Below are 25,477 nucleotides of genomic sequence, written 5' to 3'. Positions count from 1 at the left end.
AGTATCAAATAGTGGGCAGCAAGACTATATATTATAATTCTTAGAGAAAATTCATGCGCGCATGTTAAATGCAATTATTCATTTTTCAATCAGGAATAAACTGATTGTAGGACTGATGGTACTGGCACTCGTCATAGTGGGTGTTATTGAAACCACACGTCTTCCTATTGATGCTGTTCCCGATATCACCAATAACCAGGTGTTGGTCATAACCAACGCCCCTAACCTCGGGGCACCTGATGTAGAACGATTCATCACTGTACCCATTGAACAGGTAACAAGAAATGTTCCGGGTATCGTTGAACAAAGAAGTTTTTCCCGCTTTGGCTTAAGCCTTGTAACCATTGTTTTTGACGAGTCTACCGATGTCTACTGGGCACGTACACAGATTAATGAACGACTGGCCCAGGTACGACAGCAGATACCGGCAGGTATGGGTAATCCTGAATTGGGTCCGGTAACAACAGGTTTGGGAGAAATATTTCAGTATGTCATCAGACCCAAACCCGGGTATGAAGGAAAGTATAGTATGGCGGAATTAAGAACCATACAGGATTGGGTAGTAAGAAAACAGTTGCTGTCAACAGAAGGTATTGCCGATGTGAGCAGTTTCGGAGGCGAACTCAAACAATATGAAGTAGCTGTAAAAACGGATAAACTCAGAAGCCTGCGGGTAACTATTGCTGATGTGTTCAAAGCATTGCAGGAGAATAACCAGAACACGGGAGGTGCATATATCGAAAAAGGACCAACGGTTTTGTTTATCCGTACAGACGGGTTAGCAAAGAGTATGGAGGATATCGGAAATATTGTTGTAAAACAGGTCAATGGAATTCCAATTCTGGTGCGTGATCTGGCTGAAGTAAAAATGGGCAGTGCCACACGTTATGGTGCATTGGCCTATAACAATGAGGGTGAAGTAGCGGGTGCCGTTGTGATGATGCTGAAAGGGGAAAACAGTAATAAAGTAATCCGAAATATTAAAAACAAGATCAAACAAATTGAGAAAACCTTACCGGAAGGTGTTGTGATTGATCCCTTTCTCGACAGAACAAAAATGGTGAACAATGCCATTGGTACGGTAGAGACCAATTTACTGGAAGGCGCACTGATCGTTGTTTTTGTGCTGGTATTATTCCTGGGAAATATCAGGGCAGGTTTTATTGTAGCCACCGTTATACCGCTGTCAATGCTGTTTGCCATCATCATGATGAATGCATTTGGTGTAAGTGGTAACCTGATGAGCCTGGGTGCACTCGACTTTGGTTTGCTGGTTGATGGAGCTGTAATCATTGTGGAAGCAGTCATGCATAAAATGTCGAAACAGAATGGCATAACACTTGGCACAAAACTGAGTCGGGAACAGATGAATGCAACTGTGGAAGAGTCCAGTGGTAAAATGATGAATGCAGCGGTATTCGGACAAATTATTATTCTTATTGTATACCTGCCTATTCTTTCGCTGGAAGGTATTGAAGGGAAGATGTTCAAGCCGATGGCGCAAACGGTATCATTTGCCATTCTCGGGGCCTTTCTTTTATCTGTCACCTATGTTCCAATGATGAGTGCTTTTTTTCTCAGCAGGAAAATGGGACACAAGGAAAATATTTCAGACCGGATGATGCAGCAACTGCAATCCTGGTATGCCCCTGTTCTCAAAAAAGCTATAGCCGCACCTGTATGGATTATTTCCGGTTCCGTAATACTGTTTGCTGCAGCACTCATGATCATGAATACACTGGGTGGGGAATTTATTCCCAAACTGGAAGAGGGCGATTTTGCCGTTGAAACACGTGTGCTGACAGGCTCATCGCTTACTACTACATTACAGGAAAGCCAGAAAGCAGTTAAGATTATCCTCAAAGAATTTCCCGAGGTAGAAAAAATTGTTACGAAAGTGGGTACCGGAGAAATTCCAGCAGATCCGATGCCAATTGAATCGGCGGATATGATTGTTGTGTTGAAAGACAAAAAAGAATGGACTTCCGCCAAAACTTTTGATGAACTCGCTGAAAAAATGGGAGAGAAAGTACAGGCGGTACCAGGTGTAACAACGGGTTTTCAGTTTCCTGTTCAGATGAGGTTTAATGAACTCATGACAGGAGCCAGACAGGATGTGGTTTGTAAAATATTTGGGGATGATCTCGACAGTCTTGCAGCATATGCTTCAAAAGTGGGCACTGTCATCGGCACAGTTGATGGTGCAAGAGATCTGTTTGTTGAAACGGTAACAGGTATCCCGCAAATGGTGATTACTTATAACCGCGAAGCCATTGCAAGATATGGTGCAAGTATTGAAGCCATCAATCAAACTGTTCAGGCTGCTTATGCAGGAAGTATTACCGGGCAGGTATTTGAGAATGACAGAAGATTTGACCTCGTGATACGTCTTGACAAACAACAAAGAAACCAGGCAGATGATATCGAAAACCTGTTGATTGGTTTACCCAATGGACAACAAGTGCCCCTGAATTTACTGGCAACGGTAGGCATACAGGATGGCCCCTACCAGATACAAAGAGAAGATGCGCAGAGAAGAATCACCATTGGTTTTAATGTACGCGGCAGAGATGTGCAATCTATTGTGGAAGAATTACAGGCTAAAATTGGTAAGCAGGTACAATTGCCAACCGGATATTTTATTACTTATGGCGGACAATTTGAAAACCTGCAGGAAGCAACCAAACGGTTAACGATTGCTGTTCCTGCGGCATTGCTGCTCATTTTTGTGATGTTGTTTTTTGCGTTCAAAAAATTCAAATATTGTTTACTGATATTCTCAGCTATACCATTATCAGCTATTGGAGGGGTATTTGCTTTGTGGCTGCGAGATATGCCGTTTAGTATTTCAGCGGGTATTGGTTTTATTGCTTTGTTTGGTGTGGCGGTATTAAATGGTATTGTACTCATTACAGAAATGAACCGACTAAGGGAAGAAGGTTTATTGGATCTGAAAGCCATTATATTAGAAGCTACTGAAACCCGGTTAAGACCTGTACTAATGACCGCAGCTGTTGCTTCTTTTGGTTTTTTACCCATGGCATTGAGTAACGGGGCAGGTGCGGAAGTACAAAGACCTTTGGCAACAGTGGTAATAGGAGGATTATTATCAGCCACATTGTTAACCTTATTCGTATTACCTGTATTATACCTTCTTTTTGAAAAAAGAAAAACAACCAGTGCTATGAAACCATTATTGCTGATGATTTGTATGCTAACAGGATCGGTAATGTTTGCGCAAACACCTGTTCGGCAGATGAGACTTAAAGAGCTAACAGAGCTGGCGGCAAAACAGGCACAGATCATAAGGGTAAACCAGTTGCAGGAAAAATATTATGCAGTTTTAAAAGGGTCGGCACGTGAAATACCGAAAACACAGATACTGACTGAACTGGGTAATTATAACAGTTTTAATTTCGACAGTCGTATATCCGTTACGCAAACACTTCAATCAGGTGCTTTGTACCGGAAACAGGAATCGGTGTTAAACAATTATCTCGCAACAGCGAATGCCAATGCCGTGATTCAGCAATCGCAGTTGAAAAAAATGGTTGCCCAGTTATACCTGCAACTACAGTTTTTTTATGCAAGGAAAAAAATCTTTGAAAGAACAGACAGCATTTACAGCAGCTACCAGAAAATGGCGCAATTGCGTTTTGAAAAAGGGGAATCCAACCTGTTGGAAAAAACCACGATTGATAACCAGGTAATGCAGAACAAACAATGGTTGTTGATGAATGAGTCTGATACAAAATCTGTTCAGTTGGAACTGGCTTTACTGATACAGGAAGATATACGAATTGAGCCATTGGATCCACTGGCTGCACAACAGCAATTGTACGATACCGCTTTGCTCAATCGCCATCCGGAACTGAAGATGTACGAAGCTCAGGCGGCAAGGGCAAAATCGGAAACAGAACTGGAGAAAAGCAGGCTCAAACCCGAATGGCTGGTGGGTTATAATAACCAGTCGCTTATGGGTTGGATGACCTACAAAAACAGATCGGAACGTTATTTTGATGCGGGTAACAGGTTTTCGTCTGTAACCCTGGGCATGTCGGTTCCCTTCTTTAATAAATCGAGAAAGGCAAAGATTGAAGCAGCCGGTATCCAGGAAGAAGTAATAAAGGCGGAAGCAGGTATGGCAGTCATTCATTTACGTACCCGACTGGTACAGTGTCTGCAAAACAGGGAAAAGCTGAATGCAAACCTGGCTTATTTTAAAAACAGTGCCATTCCCCAATCCAATACCATTATTCAAACAGCAGGACTTCAATATAAAAATGGCCAGATCAATTATATAGAATGGGGAACACTGGTAACACAGGCATTGGCCATACAGGTACAATATGCGGAAGCGCAACGTGAACACCAGGTTAATGAAATTGAACTGGATTATTTATTGCAAAACAATCAACCATCATAGTATGCGATCATATATTTTAATACCGGTTTTGGCAATCGTTCTATCATGTGGAACAAAAAAACAGGAGACAGCCAAAGAAGCCGGATCGGCAACCATAGAAAAAAATGTGAGCTTAACGGCTGAACAATTCAACAATGCAACCATTGAAGTGGGTACTGCCACAGAAAGCATGATGAGTGCATCGATAAAAGTAAATGGAGTAGTAGATGTACCACCCCAGAGTATGGTATCTGTAAGCTTTCCCTTGGGCGGATACCTGAAAAGCTCGCACCTGCTACCGGGTATGGGGGTAAACAAAGGTGAAGTCATTGCTACACTGGAAGACCAGAGTTATGTACAGCTTCAGCAGGATTACCTGATGGCAAAGGCCCGGATGGATTTTCTTTCAACAGATCTAGACAGGCAAAAAGAATTGAGCAGCCAGGATGCAACCAGTAAGAAAATATACCAGCAAGCGATCGCCGATTATAAAACACAACAGGTGCTGATTAAATCGCTGGAAGAAAAACTACGCATTGTAGGGATTGATCCGGACAAATTAACGGTAAACAATATTTCAAGAACCATCAGTCTGCGGTCGCCCATACACGGATTTGTCACCAAAGTGAACGTGAACATCGGGAAATATGTAAACCCTGCTGATGTTTTGTTTGAACTGGTAGATCCCGATGATATTCATGCAGCACTTACAGTATTTGAGAAAGATATCATGCTGATCAAGAAAGGCATGAGGGCAGAAGTATCACTGGCGGATAAACCGGGAAAAAAATATGAGGTTGATGTTATACTTGTAACAAGAAATGTGGATGAAAACAGGGGAGGGTTGGTACACTGTCATTTTGAAAATGCCAACCATGAATTATTACCCGGTATGTTTTTGAACGGAAATTTTGAACTGGACAGCAAGAAAGTATTTTCTGTTCCTGAGTCTGCAGTGGTGCGTTATGAGGGTAAACAATATGTTTTTCTGGCCAAAGACAGTTTGAATTTTGAAATGACCGAAATAGAAACCGGTATGGTGCAAAACGGCAGGATAGAATTGAAAGACAATGGAACAGTGAACTGGAAAGAACAAAAACTTGCAGTAAAGAATGCGTATAGTTTATTGGGAAAACTGAAGAATAAAACGGAAGAAGAATAGTGTTATGAAAATACCCTGGGAATGTTCAGGGTATTTTTATCAATAACGAAACTTATCATTTCAATTTATTAAACTGCACGCATTATGTTTGGCGTAACTACAATGACCGTTTTAAACGGTTATTAATCGCTATAAAAATGGCGAAAAGAATAAAGAAAAGAGCAGCCACCACCAGGCAGTTTACGATGACACTCGAATACCCAAGCTTATTTACATCCATAAAAGGATAGGGATAGCTATGTACAATAGTTCCCCTGAGTAATGAATAAACGAGATAGGACAACGGAAATATCATCCAATACGCAATCACGCGGAAAGAAAGTTTTTCTTTTGCCCTAATCAATAACCAATACAATAAAAAATAAAGAGGTGTAACCGTATGTAATAATTCATTGGAAATGCGTCCCCAACCGGTAAAAGTCCAGATGCTGCGTAAGCTGATATTGTAGATAATACCTACTACTAAAATATAGGCTGCTATAGCAGTGGCGCTGCTATGCCTACTGAAAAACCTGGACATGCCTGCATCAGATGCAAACACAATAGCACTATAATGCAATGCAACCAGCAAGTTGGTGAGTATGGTAAAGTAGCTGAAGAATTTAATCAGGGCATCCGGTACAGAAGACTGGCGTGTTTGTAATGTATTGTATAACTGAATGCCGATACCTGCCCAGGCCAGGAGACACCCTGCCAGGGCCACCCACCAAAGTGTTGGTTTTATTTTTTCTTGCATATCTTAAATATACAAATTAGTCTTTGTATATACTTTCATCCGAATGGCTGGTTCTTTCCATACTCAGGATGAAACAGGTATTAATGCGATACTGCTTTTAACCCTACAATAGATGCAATCAAAGTGGTGATGAAGAAGAGGCGCCAGAAATCTGCCGGTTCCTTAAAGAAAATAATACCTACGATAACAGTGCCTACAGCACCAATACCCGTCCACACAGCATAGGCAGTGCCAATCGGCAATTCCTGTGTGGCTTTTATGAGTAATAACATGCTGATGGTTAAACAAACCACAAAACCCGTATACCACCAGATAACATGGCTGCCTGTTGCCAGTCTTGCCTTACCCAGACAGGCGGCAAAACCCACTTCAAACAAACCAGCAATGATGAGTATGATCCAGTTCATTTTGTATGAAATTTATGAGGTGATCTGTGCGGCTAATTGTTCTTCCACCTGATAAAAGGAAGCGAGTTTCCTGATAACGGATTCTACTACTGCATCCGGACAACTGGCACCACTGGTCATGAGGATGCGAACCTGGTTTTGTTCGGGCAGATAGTCATGTATACTTGTTTGTTCTTTTGTTCGCCAGTTACGGTTCAGGATTTCCGTTTTACTGATGAGTTTATCTGCGGCATCAATAAAATAAGTGGGTAGTTTCTCTTCACACAATTCAACAAGATGTGAGGAATTACTGCTGTTATAACCACCTATCACAATAGCAAGATCGGCTTCAGTATTGGCCAGCATGCCGGTAACAGCCGTCTGGTTATCATTGGTGGCATAACAAAGTGTATCCCGGGTATCTGCAAAACGATCTGCAATGGTATTGGAATCAAGTTGATAATGCCTGATGAATACCGATTTGAGGTAATCAGATATGGCCTGTGTATCTGTAGCCAGTTGGGTGGTCTGGTTCACCACACCGATACGTTGCAGGTCTTTTTCAATATCAAAACCTGCTGAAAAACGCCCTTTGAATTCGGTATAAAAATCTTCCGGCTTTTTTTCGCCGGTAATATATTTAGCCAGTTCAACAGTTTCTGCCATATCATTTACCACAACGGTAGGTGTATGATAGGAAGCATGAGAAAAAGTGGCCCTGGTTTCTTCGTGCTGGGGTTTGCCATGAACCACAATACTGTAACCTTTCTTAGCAATCTGTTCACTCCTGTTCCATACTTTTTCTACAAAGGGACAAGTGGTATTGTATTTTTCTGTTGGGATACCTTTTTCAGTGAGAATAGATTCAATTTCAAGGGTGGTGCCAAATGCAGGAATGATGACCACATCGTCTTTTGTCAAGGTATCAAAAGCAATCAGTTGTTTTCCTTTGGTATCCTGTAAAAACTGTACGCCCCTTGTCAGCAGATCGGCATTCACCTGGGGGTTATGTATCATTTCGCTCAGGAGAAAAATGCGTTTACCCGGATTTTCCTCAATGGTGCGAAAAGCAATTTCAATGGCATTTTCCACACCATAACAAAACCCGAAATGACGGGCAAGATAAATCTGAAGCGGCCCCAGGTCAAGTAGGGTGGGAGAAAAATCTTTTTTGAGTTTATCCTCCTCTTTTCTTTTCTGTTTGATGCTGCTAATCAGCGGGCTCCTATAACCAACAGGCACATTAAACTGCTTCATGCTGCAAAGATAAGGGATAGCCAATGGCTGATGGTTTATAGCCCATGGTTTTCTAATGCAATTGGTTAAAAATACCTCATTCACCCTTTATCATCTGCTATTCACCAGTGACTATTTGCTATTGACTATTTCTCCCTATCTTCCGCAAACCAAACTAACTGTTGCGCATGTCGAACCATATGTTTCTGCAAGCTTGCCTTATCGTAAGCGGAGGTGTAGTAATAGGTGCTGCACCCAAAGAAAAAACCATTTTTACTGCTGTTTCCCGTCACCGTGATCCACAACAAAAAAACTGGAAGAATTTATTCAATGGTAAAAACCTTACCGGATGGCGGGCATATCAAAATAAACCAACGGGGTCATGGTCGGTGAAAGATGGGATGCTGTATTGCAAGGGTAATAAAGAGGGCAATACACAACATGCTGACCTGATTACTGAAGAACAGTTTGATCATTTCGAGCTCTCTCTTGAGTGGAAAATTGCAGCCGGTGCCAACAGCGGTATTTTATACCTGGTATCAGAAGCTTTTCCTGCTAGCTACCATAGTGGCCCCGAATACCAGTTAATTGATGACAAAGGCTACCCCGCAAAACTCGAGGACTGGCAGAAAACCGCTGCCAACTACGCCATGAATACGCCTGTTGAAGATGCTACCAAACCCGCAGGCGAGTGGAACCATACACGCATCATTGTTGATCATGGTAAAGTGGAACACTGGCTGAACGGGAAAAAAGTGGTGGAATACACTTTATGGGATGATAGCTGGCAAAAAAATAAAGCCAATGGCAAATGGAAGGATGTAGCTGCATATGGCAGCGCACAATCGGGCCATATCGCCTTACAGGATCATGGTGGAGAAGCCTGGTTCAGAGAAATAAGGATCAGGAGGCTGTGAGAAGTGAGTGTGAGGCTGATGCAGATTCTTTATTCACTACTGACTGCTCACTACTCACTCACCCCTATCTTTGCCGCATGCATTACGTGTCTGTAGAAGGGCTGACCAAGAGTTATGGTATCAATCCACTGTTTAGTAATATTTCTTTTCACATTAATGAGGGCGATAAAATTGCACTGATTGCCAGGAATGGGGTCGGTAAATCTACTTTATTACGCATACTGGCCGGTCAGGAAACAGCCGATGAAGGTAAATGCTGGGTCAATAAAGAAGTCACTGTTGCGCTGTTTGAACAGGAGCCTTTATTTGATGAAGACAAATCGGTACTGCAGAATATTTTTCACCTGGAACATCCCATCATCACTGCCATCCGTGCTTATGAAGCAGCCGCTGAATCGGAAGACGGTCACCTGATTGCAGAAACCATTACCCGCATGGATGAATTGGGTGCATGGGATTTTGAAGCAAAAGTGAAACAGATACTGGGGAAGCTGAATATTCACCACCTGCAAAATCCTGTAAAGAGTTTGAGCGGTGGACAGCGTAAACGGGTGGCATTGGCCAAAACATTGATTGATATTGGATTTGAACACCAGCATACTTTGCTGATGATGGATGAACCCACCAACCACCTCGATGTAGAGATGATTGAATGGCTGGAGCATTACCTCAATGCAGAAAACATTACACTCCTGCTGGTTACCCACGACCGTTATTTTTTAGATGCGGTATGTGATGAAATATGGGAACTGGAAAGAGAGAATATGTATGTGTATAAGGGTAATTACGAAAACTACATGGAGAAAAAAGCTGCCCGTATCGACAGTGAACAGGCCAGTATCGACAAAGCCCGAAACCAGTACAGAAAAGAACTGGAATGGATGCGCAAGCAACCCAAAGCACGCACCACCAAAAGTAAAAGCAGACAGGATAATTTTTATGAAGTAGAAGCCAGGGCCAAACAGAAAATTGAAGAGGCAAAACTACAGCTCGATATGAAGATGAGCAGACTGGGTGGTAAAGTGGTGGAGATGAAAAAAGTGTATAAGTCTTATGGCGAACTGCCCATTCTCAAAGGGTTTGACTATACGTTTACCAAAGGCGAAAGAATAGGTGTGATTGGAAAAAATGGTGTGGGAAAATCTACCTTTCTCAATATTATACAGCAACTGGAAACGGCCGACAGCGGTAAAATCAATATTGGCGATACCGTTATTTTTGGCAATTTCTCACAACAGGGGTTACAGATTAAAGAAGACCTGCGTGTGATTGAATATGTAAAAAGTTTTGCAGAGAGTTTTCCATTGGCCAAAGGCGGAAGTTTAAGTGCAGCACAATTCCTGGAACTGTTCCTGTTTCCACCCGATAAACAATATACTTATCTGTCATCCTTAAGTGGAGGTGAGAAGAAACGGCTTCAATTACTGACCATTCTCTTTCGGAATCCCAATTTCCTGGTATTGGATGAACCAACAAATGACCTTGATCTGCCAACACTGGCGGTATTGGAAAATTTTCTCAGCGACTACCAGGGTTGTGTGATGATTGTTTCGCACGACCGTTATTTTATGGACAGACTGGTGGATCATTTATTTGTGTTTGAAGGAGGCGGAGAAGTAAGAGATTTTCCCGGCAACTATACCCAGTACCGCATCTGGCAAAAAGAACAGGAGCAGTTAACCATTGAATCGGCACAGATAGCTGCAGAAAAAAAGCAACAGGATCTGGCCGTAAAAAACAGTGAGACGCAGGAAAAAAAGAAAATGAGTTTTAAAGAGAAAAGGGAATTTGAATTACTCGAAAAGGAAATACCTGCGCTCGAAAAAGAAAAAGAACAGATCACTGAACAGATGAGCCGTGGCGACCTGCCTTTTGAAGATATCTCCAGACTCAGCGATCGTATGATTGCCATTACACATGAACTGGAAGCAAAAGAAATGCGCTGGCTGGAACTCAGTGAAATGAATTCATAAACTACCCTTATTTCATAGCTACGGATTGAAATCCGGAGCTATGAAATAAGAAAGAATTTTCGGTTAAGACAATTCAAACGATTTGGCTTTGCTTTCTTTTCCATTCATGATGATGGACAATTGGTGAATTCCCTTATAGAAAACGCGGGTGGTGATGGGTTTGAAACTTTGTCTTCTGATCACCTGCACTTTTTCACCCGCCGCTAATATTCTCTCACTGATCTTGAATACTTTTTTAGTTAGTGTACCATTGTTTTTAAGATAATGTACAGCATATTCCAGTCGAAGTGTTTGAGCCCTGCTGCTGCTGTTTTCAACCATACACTCAAACTGCAGGTATTCTCCAATGGAGATTTTCGGGGTATTGATGCTGAACCGGCTCAGTTTAAAATGATCGGCCGTAAGTTTATAAAAAGATAAGGCAGTTGGATGGCCGGCTTTCAATAAGGTTCTCAATGCGTGTTTAATGATGGCGTCTGTTTCAGCACCCAGGCCTTTCCACTGTTTGGCTATTTGTAATGCTATGATCGGATTGTCTTTTGAAATATCGTTCAGGTTGTTGGCCACGCTTCGTCTTACCACTTCACAACTGTCTTGTTTCAGGTTTTCGAGTATCGGTAGAATAGCGGAAGGATTTTTTTTGAGTTTGGGTAATGCCATGGCCCATGGTAAACGAGGTCTGGAGCCTTCGCTGGCCAGCCGGCGCACATGGCGGCTTTTATGGGTTGACCATTTGAGCATTTGTGGAATCATTTTTTCTTCATATCGGAGAATGAAATGGCGGATGGCAAATTCGCAGCTAATGAATTGTGTTACTTTCTCCATCACTGTTACAGAGCGACTATAATCATCCAGTCCATACAAATAAATATACTCGGGAATAAAAAGGTATTCGATGCTGCTGGCTACAGGGCCATGTACTTTGATCTGTTCTACCAGTTCACACAATAGAGGCGCAGCAGTTTTATAATCTCCAGGAAAGAAACGATGCAATACATGAGCAGTATGCGCCATTCTTTCTTTTAACTCATAGCTTTCAAATGCAGGTGTAAAAATCTGATCCAGGAATTTCTTTTTGTCAACGGATGGAATCGTTTTTTTTAAAGTGATAACGAACTGGTTGTAAAATGCAGGTGAATATAAATCCTTCAAAAGTGTACTCATGTATAGCAGGTTTTAGACAAGTTCCTGAAATTTTTGTCTTGTATTGGAGAATATAATCAATGGTTAATGCAGAAAAACAGCCTGGGCAGGATCGCCTTTTGCTACTTCCAGTAGTTTCTGTACGGCCGCTTTTCCTTCAACAGAAAGATCAAGGGTGAAATCATTTACATAAAGGTCAATGTGCTGTTTCATTACCTGTTCGCTCATTTCCTGCGCATGTTCTTTTACATAGGATGTAAGATGGGGGTAATGCGCAAATGCATATTCTACACTTTTTCTAATGAGTTCATCTACCTGTATGGCCACCGAATCCAATAAACGGTTGTGTGCTACTATGCCACCCAATGGTATGGGCAAGCCTGTTTGTTCTTCCCAGAAACTACCAAGATCAATGAGTTTGCGTAAACCTTTTTGCTGATAGGTAAAACGGTTTTCATGAATAATAACACCCGCATCAACTGCACCTGATAATACCAGGTCTTCTATTTCATGAAATACATGGAAGCTTTTGTTTAAGGCATTAGGATAAGCAAGTGAAAAAAGTAAATGCGCTGTGGTGTTTTTTCCCGGTATGGCGATAGACAGTTGATCAATATCTTTTAAACCAACTGTGGCATCTTTTGTAATCAGCAAAGGCCCTACGCCATTTCCCAATGCGCCACCGCTGTTGAGTAATTTATACTGGTTCAATGCCAGGGGTAATACTCCATAGCTGATTTTAGATATATCGAGTTTGCCATCAATGGCCCACTGGTTAAGGGTTTGAACATCTTCCAGTATCACTTCAAATGACAATCCCTGTGTATCAATCTTATGATTCACCAATGCATCAAAAATAAAAGTGTCGTTGGGACAGGGGGAGAAACCGAGAGAAATTGTCATGTTAATTTGGAAATTTGGGAATTTGAAAATTTGTCTGAAGGACTCCTATAGAGGAAATGTGTTGTTTTATTTTTTAATGAGTAATTGAATACCGAAATCTTTTTTCACCATTGACCATTCACCATTGACGATTCACCCCCTCACTTCATCTTATACAATTTATCCAGGTACTTGATCAACGTATCATTTAAAGCTTCAAGTGCTTCTTTTATTTTCCAGTTGGCTTTGTTGCGTTCACCAATATAATTGGAGATGGCCCGCATCTGGATAAATGGAATATTGGCTTCACGGCAAACATAATGCAGTGCGGCGCCTTCCATGCTTTCCAGATCGGGGTTGTATTTTTTGGACAGTAATTCTATTCGTTTTGGGTTGGTAGTTATTTCATTGACACTGATGGAACTGAGCTCGGGTAATTTGAGGAGGTTATAAGCAGTAAGCCATTGGTTGGGAAGTCTTCTTTTTTCAAAGGGGTGGTAACTGCTTTTTTCCAGTTTCAGATCGAAGAGGTCCTTCCATTTACCATCTTCTTCAACACCCATATCGCCTAGTATTTCTTCTTTTACCAGTACCACTTTTGTCAGGGGAATTTTAGTATCGAATGTGCCGGCAATGCCGATTTGAATGATCAGGTCGGGTTTTTCTTCGCTCACCAGTCTTGTTAATGATACGGCACTGGCCAGCATGCCCACACCCGACTGGTGAAACCGAACTTTTAGTCGCTGGCTTTCACCTGTATAGAGGGTATTGATGTTGAGAAAGCCGGGCATCCATTCTCCAACAGTGGCAGCGGTGATGATAACGCGCATCTGAGCTTTTTAAATAAGTAATGAGCATTAAAAGTACAGCTTTTGTATAGCTATTTATATCCCTGTATAACCTCTTCATTCTCCACCAATGGAGTTCTTCGGACATTTTCAGTGGTGAATATGATGCTTGAATATTCCCTTAGCGGATAAATACACCCATAAAACCCTTAACTTTCTTAACTTTGCGAAAATTTTTGTGTTTGCATGGTGTATTTAACGAGGCAGGAACATTTTAATGCCGCCCATAAACTATATAACCCCCGCTGGAGTAAAGAGCAGAATGAAGCCGTTTTCGGGGTTTGTGCCAATGAAAACTGGCATGGGCATAATTATGACCTTTATGTTACCATTAAAGGGAATCCCGACCCCGATACCGGTTTTTTATACGATGTTAAAAAACTGAGTAAACTGATCAAGGAGCATGTAATCGACAAACTGGATCATAAAAACCTGAACCTGGATGTGGATTTCATGAAAGACCAGCTTTGCAGCACCGAAAACCTGGCCATTGCCATCTGGCAGCAATTGCAACCCCATATACCACAACAGGTTGAACTTCACTGTATTAAACTTTACGAGACACCCAGGATTTATGTGGAGTACTTTGGGTAAGGGAGGCAGTCAATAGTTTATAGTCCATAGCCCATAAAGGTTTAACTATTGACCATGGACCATCGACTATGGACCATAAACCACTCCCTCGTTTAAGATTTTCTCTGATTGATTAAACAAAATAACATCCTTCCTGTTATTAGTATCGTATGTACCTTTGTTATCAGGATGTCTTGGATACCTGAGGAATATATAAACATGGACGATGGTCCATCTACCATAATCCGAAAGCAGACATTCAAGCGTTGTTATCAATAAACAGGCTCACGAAAGGCCAGGCCACTTGATCAGCACACTTCTGAAACAGTGCCAGGCTATTGATAACTGACTCACTTGATTCAAGGATCATGAACACCTGGGTTTTGTCGCTGAAGTGTGCGACGCAACGAAAGTTGAATAGTGAACTGTTGCCGGTTCAATGATGATCCGGCATAAGAATTGAATATGGAGAAAGTAGCAGTTTTCAGGAAAGAACATTTTAATGCGGCCCATCGTTTGCACAATCCGGCATGGTCGGATGAGATGAACAGGAAGGTGTTTGGTCTTTGTAACAACCCTCATTATCATGGCCACAATTATGAACTTGTTGTGCAATTGAGTGGTGTGCCGGATCCTGAAACGGGTTATGTGTTTGACATGAAACTGCTGAGTGATATTATTCAGGAAGAAGTATTAAAAAGATTTGATCATAAAAATTTGAACCTCGATACAGTTGAGTTCGCAACACTCAATCCTACCGCAGAAAACATTGCGGTAGTCATTTACAAGTTGTTGCGGGTAAAACTGGATAAGGGACTGGATCTAAAAATAAGATTGTATGAAACAGAACGAAACTTTGTTGAATATCCGGCTTAACGGCGAACAGATAGAACTGAGTGATCTGCATATTGATGATATGGGAGATGATCATATCAGCACATCGGTTGAAACACCGATGAAAGCGGATGCATTTGATAAAACAGACGAAGAGAAGATTGTTGCGATTGAACAACATTTCAGGGCGATCATGGAAACACTGGGTCTCGATCTTTCCGATGACAGTTTAAAAGGAACACCACGCCGAGTGGCAAAAATGTATGTCAAGGAAATTTTCCAGGGGCTGAATCCTGCGAATAAGCCTGTGATGGCATTGTTTGAAAACAAATACAAATACAATGAGATGCTGGTGGAAAAGAATATTTCTTTCTACAGCAATTGCGAACATCATTTTGTACCTATCATTGGTAAGGCGCATGTGGCTTATATCAGCAATGGTAAAGTGGTTGGGTTGAGTAAATTGAACAGGCTGGTAGAATATTTTGCGAAACGTCCACAGGTGCAGGAAAGATTAACCATGCAGATTGGTAAAGAATTGCAGAAAGATCTTGGTACAGAAGATGTGGCTATTGTAATTGATGCCAAACATCTTTGTGTGGCAAGTCGTGGTGTAGAAGATGATACTTCTTCTACGATTACTGCATTTTATGGTGGTAAGTTTAAGGAAGAGAAAGTAAAAGAAGAATTTTTGAAATACCTGGAATTAAAAACAGAATTTTAAATCAGGATAAATGATTATTGGAAAGCAGCTTCGGCTGCTTTTTTTATGATAAATACTCAAAACAGGGTATGTAGGAATCGTAAGAAATGAATAATTTTAGCTTGAATAACCTTCCGATGAAAAGAATTACTTTTTTTACCCTTGTTTTATTCCTTCTATCCTTTTCTCCGTTGCTTTCTCTGTCACAGACTGCGGCCGACTATAATAAAATGGCTAAAGAGTGTTATGATAAAAAAGATTATGCAGGTTTAATCAATAATGCAACACTGGCTATTAATATAACTCCCAGCGGCGAAGCCTACTGGTGGCGCGGTTTGGGTAATTATCATTCCAGAAATTATAGAGTGGCGGCCAGCGATTATACAAAGGCCATTACTTACTATACATCCAGCGCTAAATCATCACTGGCAAGTTTGTATGTGTTAAGAGCAGACTGTTATTTTGCTTTGGAAGAATATGACCTAGCTTTTGATGACTATGATGTTGCAATAGTCAACTATGATTACAGTACTAATAAATCGAAAGTGTATAAGCATATGGGTCATTGCCTAAACCGGGAAGGCTACCCTGCGGATGCAATTGATTACTATACAAAAGCCATCGAGTTTACTGCCAACAATATTGAACAAGCTGATCTTTATTTATACCGCGGCGATGCTAAAATGGCGGTTAAAAAATATACCACAAAAGAAATTGTGGCTGATTTTACAAGTGGCATTAATAAAGACAATCAAAATGCAGCTTTGTATTTCAACAGAGGATTTGCCAGGTATCAGGATAAATTATATGTAGAGTCTATGCCCGACTTTCTGGAAACGATCCGGCTTGATCTCAAAAAGATAAATCCCGATTCATCTGTGCTGAAAAGAATAGCACAATGTTATGGTATATGTGGGGGTATTAAAAATTTTCAAGGGAAGCCTGAAGAAGCCAAAGCCGATTATTTGACTGCGCTAAAATATGATACCCGGAACGGTTATGTGTATTGGGACCTGGCAAACATGTTCAAAAAAACGACCAGCTATGCGGATGTAGTTGATTATTACAAGAAAGGGTTAACTTATATAAGCAATAAGAATGATCATATCAATTGTTATTTTGACTACTATCTTTTTGAAAGGAATAAATTGAAATATGGTTCTGCTATTCAGATTCTGAATGATGGCATAAAAACACATCCCGCTACCGAAGCATTTTATTGGGCAAGGGCCTATATGTATAAGCTAAAAAAGGATTATGCCAGTTCAATGGCAGACTATGATAAAGCAATACCGATGTATAAAAAAGATACATTGGCGTTGGTAGATCTTTATATTGAGCGATCGAATGTACTGATCAAGCTGAATAATAACACCGAAGCATTGAGGGATATACAACGGGCTGTTGCACTTAAACCCGGTTATGTAAGTTATTATGCACTGGGTCGTTTTTTTAAAACAACCATGAAACAGCATGAGTTGGGTAATGGGAACCTTCAGAAAGCCATGCAGTTGAGTTTATCTGAATCAAGAATAAAAGATACTACGGCCGACTATGTATATGCTGCAGCCCTGATGGGAGATAAAACAACTACTGAGCGGCTGGTATCCAAACTTATCATTGACGCAAGTGCAAAAGACGGTAAACTGGCTACTGCATTGCACAATGCTGCCTGTATGTTTACTATGTTGGGCAACTATACCAAAGCCCTGGAATATTTAGATCAATCGCTTGCAGCAGGTTATGCCGACTTTGACCACCTCGTATTTGATCCTGATCTTGAAGCATTAACGAACCTGCCAGCCTATAAAACCATACTCGCTAAATACAAAGTGCCTACACCCGTATTATAGGGTTAAGGAAAATAAATTTGGGATATCGGCAGGATTAGGTTTTTTTGCGGTTACTAAAACCTCAATAATGAATAAACATGCCTATATATTCCCGGGACAGGGATCGCAATTCAGCGGGATGGGAAAGAATTTGTATGATAACAATGCCTCTGCAAAAAAATTGTTTGAAAATGCCAATGATATTCTCGGTTTCCGCATCAGCGATATCATGTTTAATGGTACTGATGAAGAATTGAAGCAAACCAATGTAACACAGCCTGCTGTTTTTTTACATTCTGTTGTTGCTTACAGAACCATCGAAGGTGCCACACCACATATGGTAGCGGGTCATTCATTGGGCGAATTTTCGGCACTGGTAGCGAATAATACTTTGAGTTTTGAAGATGCCTTACAACTGGTGAGTATCCGTGCAAAAGCCATGCAGAAAGCCTGTGAACTTGTACCATCTACCATGGCCGCAGTGCTTGCCCTCGATGATGCCAAAGTAGAAGAAATTTGCGCCGCTGTTCAGGGAGAAACAGGGGAAGTGGTAGTAGCGGCTAATTATAATTGTCCGGGTCAACTGGTCATCAGTGGTTCAGTGAAAGGAATTGAAATAGCCTGTGAAAGAATGAAAGCTGCCGGTGCCAAAAGAGCATTGGTTTTACCTGTTGGTGGTGCTTTTCATAGCCCGTTAATGGCACCCGCACGTGAAGAACTGGCTGCGGCTATTGAAGCCACCAGTTTTCATTACCCCACTTGTCCGGTTTACCAGAATGTAGTAGCTACAGCGGTTACAGAGGCTGACATGATTAAACAAAACCTTATTAACCAGTTAACCGGAGCCGTAAGATGGACACAAACTGTTCAGGCAATGGTGGCCGATGGTGCAACCAATTTTACAGAAGCCGGCCCGGGCAAAGTTTTACAGGGACTGGTGCAGAAGATTTATAAAGAAGCGGTGGTGGAAGGGGTGAGTTAATTTGGAAATGAATCAGATTGCTAAGTGAGTAGTGAGTAGTCAGTCAAAATTATCACTCACTACTGACTATTCACTACTCACTTTTTTACTCTCTCCCTATTTTAAAAATCAAGTATCCCATTCACCCATTCCGGATCAAGGTTGGCATTGTATTTTTTGTAGAAGTTAATGGCGGGTTCATTCCATTCCAATACCTGCCATACCATTCTTTTGAAACCTTTTTCTTTGGCTTCCTGAATGGTTCGGTCGAATAATAATTTGCCGGCACCTTTTCCCCTTAGTTTTTCGGTGACTAAAAAATCTTCGAGATACAGACATTGGCCTTTCCAGGTACTGTAACGTATATAATAGAGTGCAAATCCTTCTACTTTTCCATCTATTTCGGCTACAAATGCCCACCATACAGGGTTTTCGCCAAAACCACTTTCTTCAAAATGTTCCAGCGTAACGGTTACTTCCTGTGGGGCTTTTTCATAATCGGCCAGTTCCTGAATCAGCTCCAGCAACCTTTTGCAATCTGTTCTTTCCGCTCTTCTGATATCAATGTTCATAAAATAAATAGTATCGTTTATTTTTTTCTTTTGGCAACAAAGTTTCCATTGGGTTGCTGAAATGTTAACTGGGTTACTTCTTTGTCTTTTACTTCGAACTGCACATAATAGCCAGGTGCTATTTTGAGTGCAAACCTATCATTACCCATTGCCGACATTTCGTATTCAGGTTGTCCGGGTACCAGCGTAAACAGAGTATTGTTTTTGACAGAAACTTTTACAATGGCCCCACCGAGTTCATAATCGCCTGCATATTTCTGGAGATCATCTGCATTGGTTTTAATCGTTCTTGGTGATTTGGTAAATCTCAACGCATCAAGGGTGGGCTCCAGTTTAAGGTTTAGTGCATTGATTTCACCTGATTCATTCATGAAGAACTGAAACTTTAAGGGACTATTTCCGGAAGTATCAATGGTCCCGTCTTTATCTACATTGAATGGCGTAAATACATCATAGTGATAATGTTTTAACCAGGTAACATCGTTACTGGCGATATAACCAAATAAAGAATCGTTACGGGTAATGAGTTCTATGCTTCCATAACCATGATGCGAATAGATGCCTTCATAATCTTTTAAAGCATGACTTGGTTTGGTGTTTTTCTGTTGGTTTGAACTTGTTGTTTTTTCAGCTTCTTTGGCGGCATCTTTTGCTTTTTTGTTACTTTCCAGGATATCCTTGTTCCAGTTGAAATAGGGAAGCTTTAGCAAACGATCGGCGATCATATTCCGAACAATCGATGTAACCGATGACGCATTTTGGTTGGTGAGTACAATGATGCCGATACTGTCGGTCGGAAAGAAACAGGTACTGGCTGAAAACCCATCAATATTACCACCATGTTCTACCCGGTAATGTCCTTTATACGATGAGAGTGACCAGCCCATACCATAACTGGAGAAAAATACATCTGTTCTTTCTTTAGAAGGCAGGCCGGAGCCAGATACCATTTGTGCAGACATAGCAGTACCAACATAACCTGCAGGTACAATTTCTTTTCCCTCGTATTTGCCTCCATTGATCCAGGTGATAACCCACCGTGCCATTTCATTCACACTGCTGTTGATACTGCCGGCAGGTCCCATTGCATTGATGGGGTAATAATCGAGTTTGTCGATGATGCTGTCTTTTTTTACTCCATATCCGATGGCGGCATCAGTATCTTTCATTAAAGCTTCAATACTGGTGTTGGATCTTGTCATACCCAAAGGCTGAAAAATATGTGTACTGATATTCTCTTCCCAGCTTTTACCAGTGAGCTTTTCAGTGATCAAGCCTTGTGTAAGGAACATGAAATTATTATACTGCCATCTTTCCCTGATACCAAATGAAGGCTGCTGGTATCGGATTCTTTGTAGCAGTGTATCCCTTGAATTGGTTTTAAACAGGTACCATGAAAAGTCGTGACGCGGTAATCCTGTTCTATGACTCATCATATCACGAATGCTGATATGTTTATCCATGTCTTCATTATAGAACTTTAAAGAAGGCAGATATTTTACAGCAGGTTCATCGAAATCAATCTTTTTTTCTTTTTGCAGAATACCCAATAGCGATGATGTAAAAGCCTTCGTACAACTACCAATGGCAAAAAGGGTATTGGGTGTTACGGGTAATTTCTTTTCATAATCTCTGAAGCCAAATCCCTTTGCGAATACAATTTTATTTTTTTCTACAACCGCTACAGCAAAACCAGCCGCCACTTGGTCTTTCAATACCCTTTCAAAAGCGGTATCAAGTCCTGCAAAACGATCTGTTGGCGGTGGAACTGTATTCTTTTTTTGTGCATAAGCAACTATTGCCATACAACAGGCAAGCAGCATGAATGTTAATCTCATAGCAGTATATTTTTGAAGGATGATAATAAATCAGTCTACTGAGAAGACAATTTATTACAAGTAGCTTATTTTAATGCCTGTTCCAAGTCATTCAGTATATCGTCTATGTTTTCAATACCCACACTCATACGTATCAAACCATCTGTAATGCCATATTTGATCCTCTCTTCACGGGGTATACCAAAATGACTCATGCTTGCAGGATGAGATACCAGTGTGTCTACAGTGCCTAATGAAATGGCACGTACGCACATTTGTAATTTATTGATGAATTGTTTACCTGCTTCCAATCCACCTTTAAGTTCATAACTCATGACCGCTCCTGGTAAACGCATTTGTTTTGCGCTGACTGCGTAGTCGGGGTGACTTACCAGACCTGTAAAATTTACTTTCGCGATGGCAGGGTGTTGTTCTAGGTATTCTGCTACTTTTTGTGCATTAGCACAATGTCTTTCCATTCTAATTTCCAATGTCTTCATACCCTGTGCCAGCAGAAAAGCATCGAAGGGGTTACTGTTACCACCTAATAATACATGCCATTTCCAGATAGATGTTCTCATTTTCTCCAGGTCCTTTCCAATCAAAACACCACCAATGGCCGTGCCGTGTCCGTTGAGGAATTTGGTGGTGGAATGAAATACAAAGTCAACATCATATTTAAAAGGCTGTTGCAAATAAGGGGTGGCAAAAGTGTTGTCTACGCTCACGATCAGTCCCTTTGTTTTGGCGATCTTAGACACCGCATCAATATCCACACATTGAATGGTTGGGTTGGCGGGTGTTTCTATATGCACCATTTTAATGTTGGCGTGTTGCTGTATGGCTTCTGCTACTTTATTCAGGTCTCGCATATCAACAATAATGGCTTCTATGCCTGTAGCCGCCAATACTTTGGTCATTAATTCCTGTGTACCTCCGTACAATGAATAATGCGATAAGATAGCATCACCCGTTTTTAAATTACCCAGGAAGAGGGTGGTCATGGCGGCCTGACCACTGGCGTGTAAGAGTGCTTTAAGCTGTAAGGGGTTTCCGTTGCTATCTTTCAGACCAAATGCTTCAAGAGCTGCGATGGTTTCTTCCGCAGCAGTGAATGTAGGATTACCCCAGCGGCTGTAGACCCTGGTTTTATCTGTTCCGGCAAAACGATTCATGCCATCTTCAGCGGTATCGAATGTAAAAGTGGAAGTGGCGAAAATAGGGGTAAGGTGTGCATCTTCTGCATTCTGGTGACCAGCAGCATGCATGGCTACAGAACTGATACCGGTAAGTGGGAATTTTTCGGACATTCTTAGTAAATTGTCTGGATAAAATAATTCTTCTTCCTCAAATGTAAGACGAATCATGAAGCAATTACTACTCTCTTATTCGGCCTTTGAAATCTGGGCCAATGAACAATTACTCAATCTGTCAATTGAACTGTCTCCGGAAGAACAAAACAAGCCCATTGCAAGCAGTTTTCCTTCTGTTCATAAAACCTTTCTGCATATGTGGGATGCATCGAGTGCATGGTGGCAACGTTTACAGATGCATGAGCAGGTAGTGATGCCAAGTCTGAGCTTTCACCCCAGTATGAAAGATATAGCGAATGGGTTACTACAGCAGAACCGACAGTGGTATTCTTTTGTACAGGATGCCAGTGATGAAATGCTGTCTGCCTCTTTGCCCTATAAAAATATCAGGGGAGAACATTTTGTCCAGCCGGTTTTCGAGATTGTCATGCATCTCACCAATCATGGTACTTATCATCGTGGTCAGGTCGTTACTTTACTCAGACAACTCGGCGTGGAAAAAATACCACAAACAGACTATATTTTATTTGCCAGAAAAAAATAGGCAGGCGTCGACAAATTTTCAGGAATAGCTGTTAGGTTTTAACATATTACAACCCGCTTGTTACGCTCTATTATTATCTATCTTAGCGCAAAAGAGAGTTAGATGAAGCGTATTTTACCTTTTGTTATTGTTTTCATCATGTCTATGGCGGCAGACAGGGCCAATGCACAGTTCGTTGATTCAATCATGGATGCCCACGCCAATATATTCCCCAAAGAGAAAATACATATTCATTTTGATAAGCAGTTGTACAACCAGGAAGAAACCATCTGGTATAAACTCTATCTGATGACGGATTATATACCAAGCCCATTAAGCAGGAATGTGTATGTTGACTGGTACGATTCGGAAGGTAAAATGTTGCGGCAGACCGTTGGACCTCTTTTTCAGTCAACAACCAAAGGGTCTTTTGATATACCTGCCGCTTATAAAGGCGAGTTTGTGCGGGTAAAAGCATATACCCGGTGGATGTTGAATGATGACACCAGTTTTTTATACCAGAAAGATATACTGATAAATAAACGCGACAAACCTGTAAAAAAGCAGGCAGTAGCACGTACCAAACTGGAACTTTTCCCTGAGGGTGGCAGTATAGTGGAGGGTTTGGAAGAAAAGATTGCATTTAAATCGACTAACCAGTTTGGGATACCGGTTTTCATCAAGGGTGCTTTATTGAATGATAAAAATGTTGTGCTTGATTCCTTGCGTATTTTACATGATGGTATGGGAACTTTTTTTTTAAGTCCTAAACCAGGAGAGAAATATAGGGTAGACTGGACCGATGAAAACGGAATAAAAGGCAGTACAGCGCTTACCGGTATAAGACAGGATGGCGTTTCGCTTAGTATTCAGGGTACCAATGATAAAGCCCTGATAAAAGTTCAGCGTTCTGCAAATGTGGATGAGAACAGTAAACAATTATTTCTCCTCGTACATATGAATGAGCGACCTATTTATAAGGTGCAGCTTAAGATGACCGAGAAAACAGTCATCAATACTGCAGTACCTATTGATGAATTACAAACAGGTATACTTCAGTTTTCATTGTTTACCAATAACTGGATTCCGCTCGAAGAACGTATTCTTTTTGTGAACAACCGTATGCATGAGTTCAATGCCAAAGTGAATCCGGGAATTATTGATCTTAAAAAACGGGGAAAAAATATTGTTGAAGTATTTGTCTCCGATACAACAGCGACCAACATGTCTGTATCGATTACCGATGCTGAACTTGCCGGCCCGGAACAGTTCAGCATTTTCTCTGATTTTCTCCTCAGTAACCAGTTGCATGGGTATATCCATAACCCGGCTTATTACCTTAAAAGCGATGCCGACAGTATTACAAGAAGACTTGATCTAGTGATGTTAACCAATGGATGGCGTAGGTTTGACTGGGATAAAATAAAAGCCGCCAAAGAACCCGTATTGCCATACCAACCCGAGACTGATTTCATGAAACTACAGGGTAAGGTATATGGTATGGAAACAGTAAAAAATGCCGGACCAGCACAGTTAAATCTGGTTTTGTCGAATAAAGACAGTAGTGTAAACATGTATTTTGTTCCGGTGCAGAAGGATGGAACTTTTGAAGAACCCAATGTTTTCTTTTTTGATACAGCAAGGGTTTATTATAATCTGAATGACAATAATAAAACAGTAGGCCGTGTAACACAGGTGCAGTTAAATAACGGGCTTTTGAAAAAACAGCCAGGCAGTACCGTACGCATAGATCAGCAACCTTATCTGCAGGCATTATCCGATAGTCTTGCACTGGCCCGATTGAATATGTTTTTACTGGAAGAAGAGAAACTAAGAAAAAGCATGGCATCTGCAACCTTACAGGAAGTAGTGGTGCAGGCGAAGACAAAAAATCCGATGCAGGTAATTGATGAAAAATATGCGTCTGGTCTTTTTTCCGGGGGAGATGCGTATAGTTTTGATCTTACCTCTGACCGCACAGCCATGGGTGCCTTTAATGCATTAACTTATTTGCAGGGTAAAGTAGCCGGTCTTCAGATATCGGGATCGGGCTCACAGATGTCGCTTAGCTGGCGTGGTGGAACACCTTCCTTATACCTGAATGAAATGATTTCGAATGTAGATATGGTTCAATCTATACCTGTATCTGATATTGCTTACATTAAAGTTATGCGGCCTCCGTTTTTCGGCGCAGGTGGTGGCGGTGCTGACGGTGCCATTGCAATTTACACCAAGAAAGGAGGTGATGTAAAAAGAAATGATCCCAGTAAAAAAGGAATGGAAACCACCGTACTCGCAGGTTATTCACGATTCAGGGAATTTTATAATCCCAGTTATGAGAAAGATGCTTCTTCTTATGATGCGGATACCAGAAGCACACTGTACTGGAATCCTTATATCATGACCAATAAAAAAACACCAAGATTCAGGATAGAATTTTATAACAACGATTTTTCAAAAAAACTACTGCTGGTACTGGAAGGTATTAATGCAGATGGAAAGATGACGAGGACGGTGAGGTATTTGGAGTGAAAAATTCGAAAATTTTGGAATTTGAAAATTTGAAAATGAGTTATCGAAGTGTATACTCTTTTTTTGACGGGAAGAGATAATAGAAGGTACTGAAATGCATTAAGCAATACAAGAACGCTGTGTGGTACT

At 41.1% G+C, this 25,477-nt stretch carries 20 protein-coding genes; 11 read left to right on the top strand and 9 right to left on the bottom strand.

Features of this window, described 5'->3' with window-relative positions; all coding sequences use genetic code 11:
- The first annotated feature begins 61 nt into the window (after positions 1-61).
- Positions 62-4,426 (top strand): CusA/CzcA family heavy metal efflux RND transporter, encoded by a 4,365-nt coding sequence (locus ACH3Z1_RS00515; protein WP_490819880.1) that lies wholly within the window; start codon positions 62-64, stop codon positions 4,424-4,426.
- A 1-nt stretch (position 4,427) separates the two neighbouring features.
- Positions 4,428-5,567 carry an efflux RND transporter periplasmic adaptor subunit gene (locus ACH3Z1_RS00510; protein ID WP_490819879.1) on the top strand — a complete coding sequence of 380 codons (1,140 nt, stop codon included), beginning with the start codon at positions 4,428-4,430 and terminating at the stop codon, positions 5,565-5,567.
- A 97-nt stretch (positions 5,568-5,664) separates the two neighbouring features.
- Here ACH3Z1_RS00510 and ACH3Z1_RS00505 read toward each other — a convergent pair whose 3' ends face one another.
- From ACH3Z1_RS00505 to ACH3Z1_RS00495, 3 genes are all read right to left on the bottom strand, one after another.
- Positions 5,665-6,303 (bottom strand): Pr6Pr family membrane protein, encoded by a 639-nt coding sequence (locus ACH3Z1_RS00505; protein ID WP_490819878.1) that lies wholly within the window; start codon positions 6,301-6,303, stop codon positions 5,665-5,667.
- An 80-nt stretch (positions 6,304-6,383) separates the two neighbouring features.
- Positions 6,384-6,710, bottom strand: coding sequence for a DMT family transporter (locus ACH3Z1_RS00500; RefSeq protein WP_490819876.1), 327 nt, complete (start codon positions 6,708-6,710; stop codon positions 6,384-6,386).
- Between the two features lie 12 nt (positions 6,711-6,722).
- The gene (locus ACH3Z1_RS00495; protein WP_490819875.1) at positions 6,723-7,946 is read right to left on the bottom strand and encodes a 4-hydroxy-3-methylbut-2-enyl diphosphate reductase; all 1,224 of its coding nucleotides are present in this window, start codon (positions 7,944-7,946) and stop codon (positions 6,723-6,725) included.
- A gap of 167 nt (positions 7,947-8,113) precedes the next feature.
- On the opposite strand from ACH3Z1_RS00495, the gene ACH3Z1_RS00490 reads away from it, so the two are divergent.
- On the top strand, positions 8,114-8,842 hold the full coding sequence (locus ACH3Z1_RS00490; protein WP_490819874.1) for a 3-keto-disaccharide hydrolase: 729 nt from the start codon (positions 8,114-8,116) through the stop codon (positions 8,840-8,842).
- A gap of 77 nt (positions 8,843-8,919) precedes the next feature.
- Entirely contained in the window at positions 8,920-10,815 is a 1,896-nt protein-coding gene (gene abc-f / locus ACH3Z1_RS00485; RefSeq protein ID WP_490819872.1) for a ribosomal protection-like ABC-F family protein, read from the top strand.
- A 63-nt stretch (positions 10,816-10,878) separates the two neighbouring features.
- On the opposite strand, the gene ACH3Z1_RS00480 is transcribed toward abc-f, so the two are convergent.
- The 3 genes from ACH3Z1_RS00480 to mqnB form a co-directional block, all read right to left on the bottom strand.
- The gene (locus ACH3Z1_RS00480) at positions 10,879-11,979 is read right to left on the bottom strand and encodes a DNA alkylation repair protein (protein WP_490819871.1); all 1,101 of its coding nucleotides are present in this window, start codon (positions 11,977-11,979) and stop codon (positions 10,879-10,881) included.
- Positions 11,980-12,042: 63 nt separating this feature from the next.
- Positions 12,043-12,861 (bottom strand): 1,4-dihydroxy-6-naphtoate synthase, encoded by an 819-nt coding sequence (locus ACH3Z1_RS00475; protein WP_490819869.1) that lies wholly within the window; start codon positions 12,859-12,861, stop codon positions 12,043-12,045.
- A 140-nt stretch (positions 12,862-13,001) separates the two neighbouring features.
- Positions 13,002-13,670 carry a futalosine hydrolase gene (gene mqnB, locus ACH3Z1_RS00470; protein WP_490819868.1) on the bottom strand — a complete coding sequence of 223 codons (669 nt, stop codon included), beginning with the start codon at positions 13,668-13,670 and terminating at the stop codon, positions 13,002-13,004.
- Positions 13,671-13,874: 204 nt separating this feature from the next.
- Here mqnB and ACH3Z1_RS00465 point away from each other — a divergent pair, with 204 nt between their 5' ends.
- From ACH3Z1_RS00465 to fabD, 5 genes are all read left to right on the top strand, one after another.
- Positions 13,875-14,282, top strand: a complete 408-nt coding sequence (locus ACH3Z1_RS00465) for a 6-pyruvoyl trahydropterin synthase family protein (RefSeq protein WP_490819867.1) — start codon at positions 13,875-13,877, stop codon at positions 14,280-14,282.
- A gap of 444 nt (positions 14,283-14,726) precedes the next feature.
- A complete protein-coding gene (locus ACH3Z1_RS00460; protein WP_490819866.1) occupies positions 14,727-15,137 on the top strand; it encodes a 6-pyruvoyl trahydropterin synthase family protein in 411 nt (136 codons plus the stop codon).
- Positions 15,100-15,819, top strand: a complete 720-nt coding sequence (gene folE, locus ACH3Z1_RS00455) for a GTP cyclohydrolase I FolE (RefSeq protein WP_490819865.1) — start codon at positions 15,100-15,102, stop codon at positions 15,817-15,819. Before ACH3Z1_RS00460 ends, folE begins: the two co-directional genes overlap by 38 nt.
- A gap of 116 nt (positions 15,820-15,935) precedes the next feature.
- The gene (locus ACH3Z1_RS00450; protein ID WP_490819863.1) at positions 15,936-17,651 is read left to right on the top strand and encodes a tetratricopeptide repeat protein; all 1,716 of its coding nucleotides are present in this window, start codon (positions 15,936-15,938) and stop codon (positions 17,649-17,651) included.
- A gap of 67 nt (positions 17,652-17,718) precedes the next feature.
- On the top strand, positions 17,719-18,612 hold the full coding sequence (gene fabD / locus ACH3Z1_RS00445) for an ACP S-malonyltransferase (RefSeq protein ID WP_490819861.1): 894 nt from the start codon (positions 17,719-17,721) through the stop codon (positions 18,610-18,612).
- Positions 18,613-18,713: 101 nt separating this feature from the next.
- Here the strand turns inward: fabD and ACH3Z1_RS00440 are convergent, their stop codons facing one another.
- The 3 genes from ACH3Z1_RS00440 to ACH3Z1_RS00430 all read right to left on the bottom strand — a co-directional run bounded on the left by ACH3Z1_RS00440 (position 18,714) and on the right by ACH3Z1_RS00430 (position 22,290).
- A complete protein-coding gene (locus tag ACH3Z1_RS00440; protein ID WP_490819860.1) occupies positions 18,714-19,163 on the bottom strand; it encodes a GNAT family N-acetyltransferase in 450 nt (149 codons plus the stop codon).
- 17 nt (positions 19,164-19,180) lie between these two features.
- On the bottom strand, positions 19,181-21,001 hold the full coding sequence (locus ACH3Z1_RS00435; protein WP_490819859.1) for a serine hydrolase: 1,821 nt from the start codon (positions 20,999-21,001) through the stop codon (positions 19,181-19,183).
- A 65-nt stretch (positions 21,002-21,066) separates the two neighbouring features.
- On the bottom strand, positions 21,067-22,290 hold the full coding sequence (locus ACH3Z1_RS00430) for a trans-sulfuration enzyme family protein (RefSeq protein ID WP_490819857.1): 1,224 nt from the start codon (positions 22,288-22,290) through the stop codon (positions 21,067-21,069).
- Positions 22,291-22,345: 55 nt separating this feature from the next.
- Here ACH3Z1_RS00430 and ACH3Z1_RS00425 point away from each other — a divergent pair, with 55 nt between their 5' ends.
- Both ACH3Z1_RS00425 and ACH3Z1_RS00420 read left to right on the top strand, forming a co-directional pair.
- The gene (locus ACH3Z1_RS00425; protein ID WP_490819856.1) at positions 22,346-22,837 is read left to right on the top strand and encodes a DinB family protein; all 492 of its coding nucleotides are present in this window, start codon (positions 22,346-22,348) and stop codon (positions 22,835-22,837) included.
- Between the two features lie 102 nt (positions 22,838-22,939).
- Entirely contained in the window at positions 22,940-25,348 is a 2,409-nt protein-coding gene (locus tag ACH3Z1_RS00420) for a hypothetical protein (RefSeq protein WP_490819854.1), read from the top strand.
- Positions 25,349-25,477: the final 129 nt, after the last annotated feature.

It is taken from the genome of Sediminibacterium sp. FW305-C-49 (assembly GCF_058231085.1).
Note: the sequence above shows the minus strand (reverse complement) of the source record. Positions and strands in the feature narration are given on the sequence as shown.

Bases quoted from the DNA above. Each gene is read 5' to 3' on its own strand.
- ACH3Z1_RS00515 (WP_490819880.1), top strand. From the start codon at position 62: ATGTTAAATGCAATTATTCATTTTTCAATCAGGAATAAACTGATTGTA.
- ACH3Z1_RS00510 (WP_490819879.1), top strand. From the start codon at position 4,428: ATGCGATCATATATTTTAATACCGGTTTTGGCAATCGTTCTATCATGT.
- ACH3Z1_RS00505 (WP_490819878.1), bottom strand. From the start codon at position 6,303: ATGCAAGAAAAAATAAAACCAACACTTTGGTGGGTGGCCCTGGCAGGG.
- ACH3Z1_RS00500 (WP_490819876.1), bottom strand. From the start codon at position 6,710: ATGAACTGGATCATACTCATCATTGCTGGTTTGTTTGAAGTGGGTTTT.
- ACH3Z1_RS00495 (WP_490819875.1), bottom strand. From the start codon at position 7,946: ATGAAGCAGTTTAATGTGCCTGTTGGTTATAGGAGCCCGCTGATTAGC.
- ACH3Z1_RS00490 (WP_490819874.1), top strand. From the start codon at position 8,114: ATGTCGAACCATATGTTTCTGCAAGCTTGCCTTATCGTAAGCGGAGGT.
- abc-f (WP_490819872.1), top strand. From the start codon at position 8,920: ATGCATTACGTGTCTGTAGAAGGGCTGACCAAGAGTTATGGTATCAAT.
- ACH3Z1_RS00480 (WP_490819871.1), bottom strand. From the start codon at position 11,979: ATGAGTACACTTTTGAAGGATTTATATTCACCTGCATTTTACAACCAG.
- ACH3Z1_RS00475 (WP_490819869.1), bottom strand. From the start codon at position 12,861: ATGACAATTTCTCTCGGTTTCTCCCCCTGTCCCAACGACACTTTTATT.
- mqnB (WP_490819868.1), bottom strand. From the start codon at position 13,670: ATGCGCGTTATCATCACCGCTGCCACTGTTGGAGAATGGATGCCCGGC.
- ACH3Z1_RS00465 (WP_490819867.1), top strand. From the start codon at position 13,875: ATGGTGTATTTAACGAGGCAGGAACATTTTAATGCCGCCCATAAACTA.
- ACH3Z1_RS00460 (WP_490819866.1), top strand. From the start codon at position 14,727: ATGGAGAAAGTAGCAGTTTTCAGGAAAGAACATTTTAATGCGGCCCAT.
- folE (WP_490819865.1), top strand. From the start codon at position 15,100: ATGAAACAGAACGAAACTTTGTTGAATATCCGGCTTAACGGCGAACAG.
- ACH3Z1_RS00450 (WP_490819863.1), top strand. From the start codon at position 15,936: ATGAAAAGAATTACTTTTTTTACCCTTGTTTTATTCCTTCTATCCTTT.
- fabD (WP_490819861.1), top strand. From the start codon at position 17,719: ATGAATAAACATGCCTATATATTCCCGGGACAGGGATCGCAATTCAGC.
- ACH3Z1_RS00440 (WP_490819860.1), bottom strand. From the start codon at position 19,163: ATGAACATTGATATCAGAAGAGCGGAAAGAACAGATTGCAAAAGGTTG.
- ACH3Z1_RS00435 (WP_490819859.1), bottom strand. From the start codon at position 21,001: ATGAGATTAACATTCATGCTGCTTGCCTGTTGTATGGCAATAGTTGCT.
- ACH3Z1_RS00430 (WP_490819857.1), bottom strand. From the start codon at position 22,290: ATGTCCGAAAAATTCCCACTTACCGGTATCAGTTCTGTAGCCATGCAT.
- ACH3Z1_RS00425 (WP_490819856.1), top strand. From the start codon at position 22,346: ATGAAGCAATTACTACTCTCTTATTCGGCCTTTGAAATCTGGGCCAAT.
- ACH3Z1_RS00420 (WP_490819854.1), top strand. From the start codon at position 22,940: ATGAAGCGTATTTTACCTTTTGTTATTGTTTTCATCATGTCTATGGCG.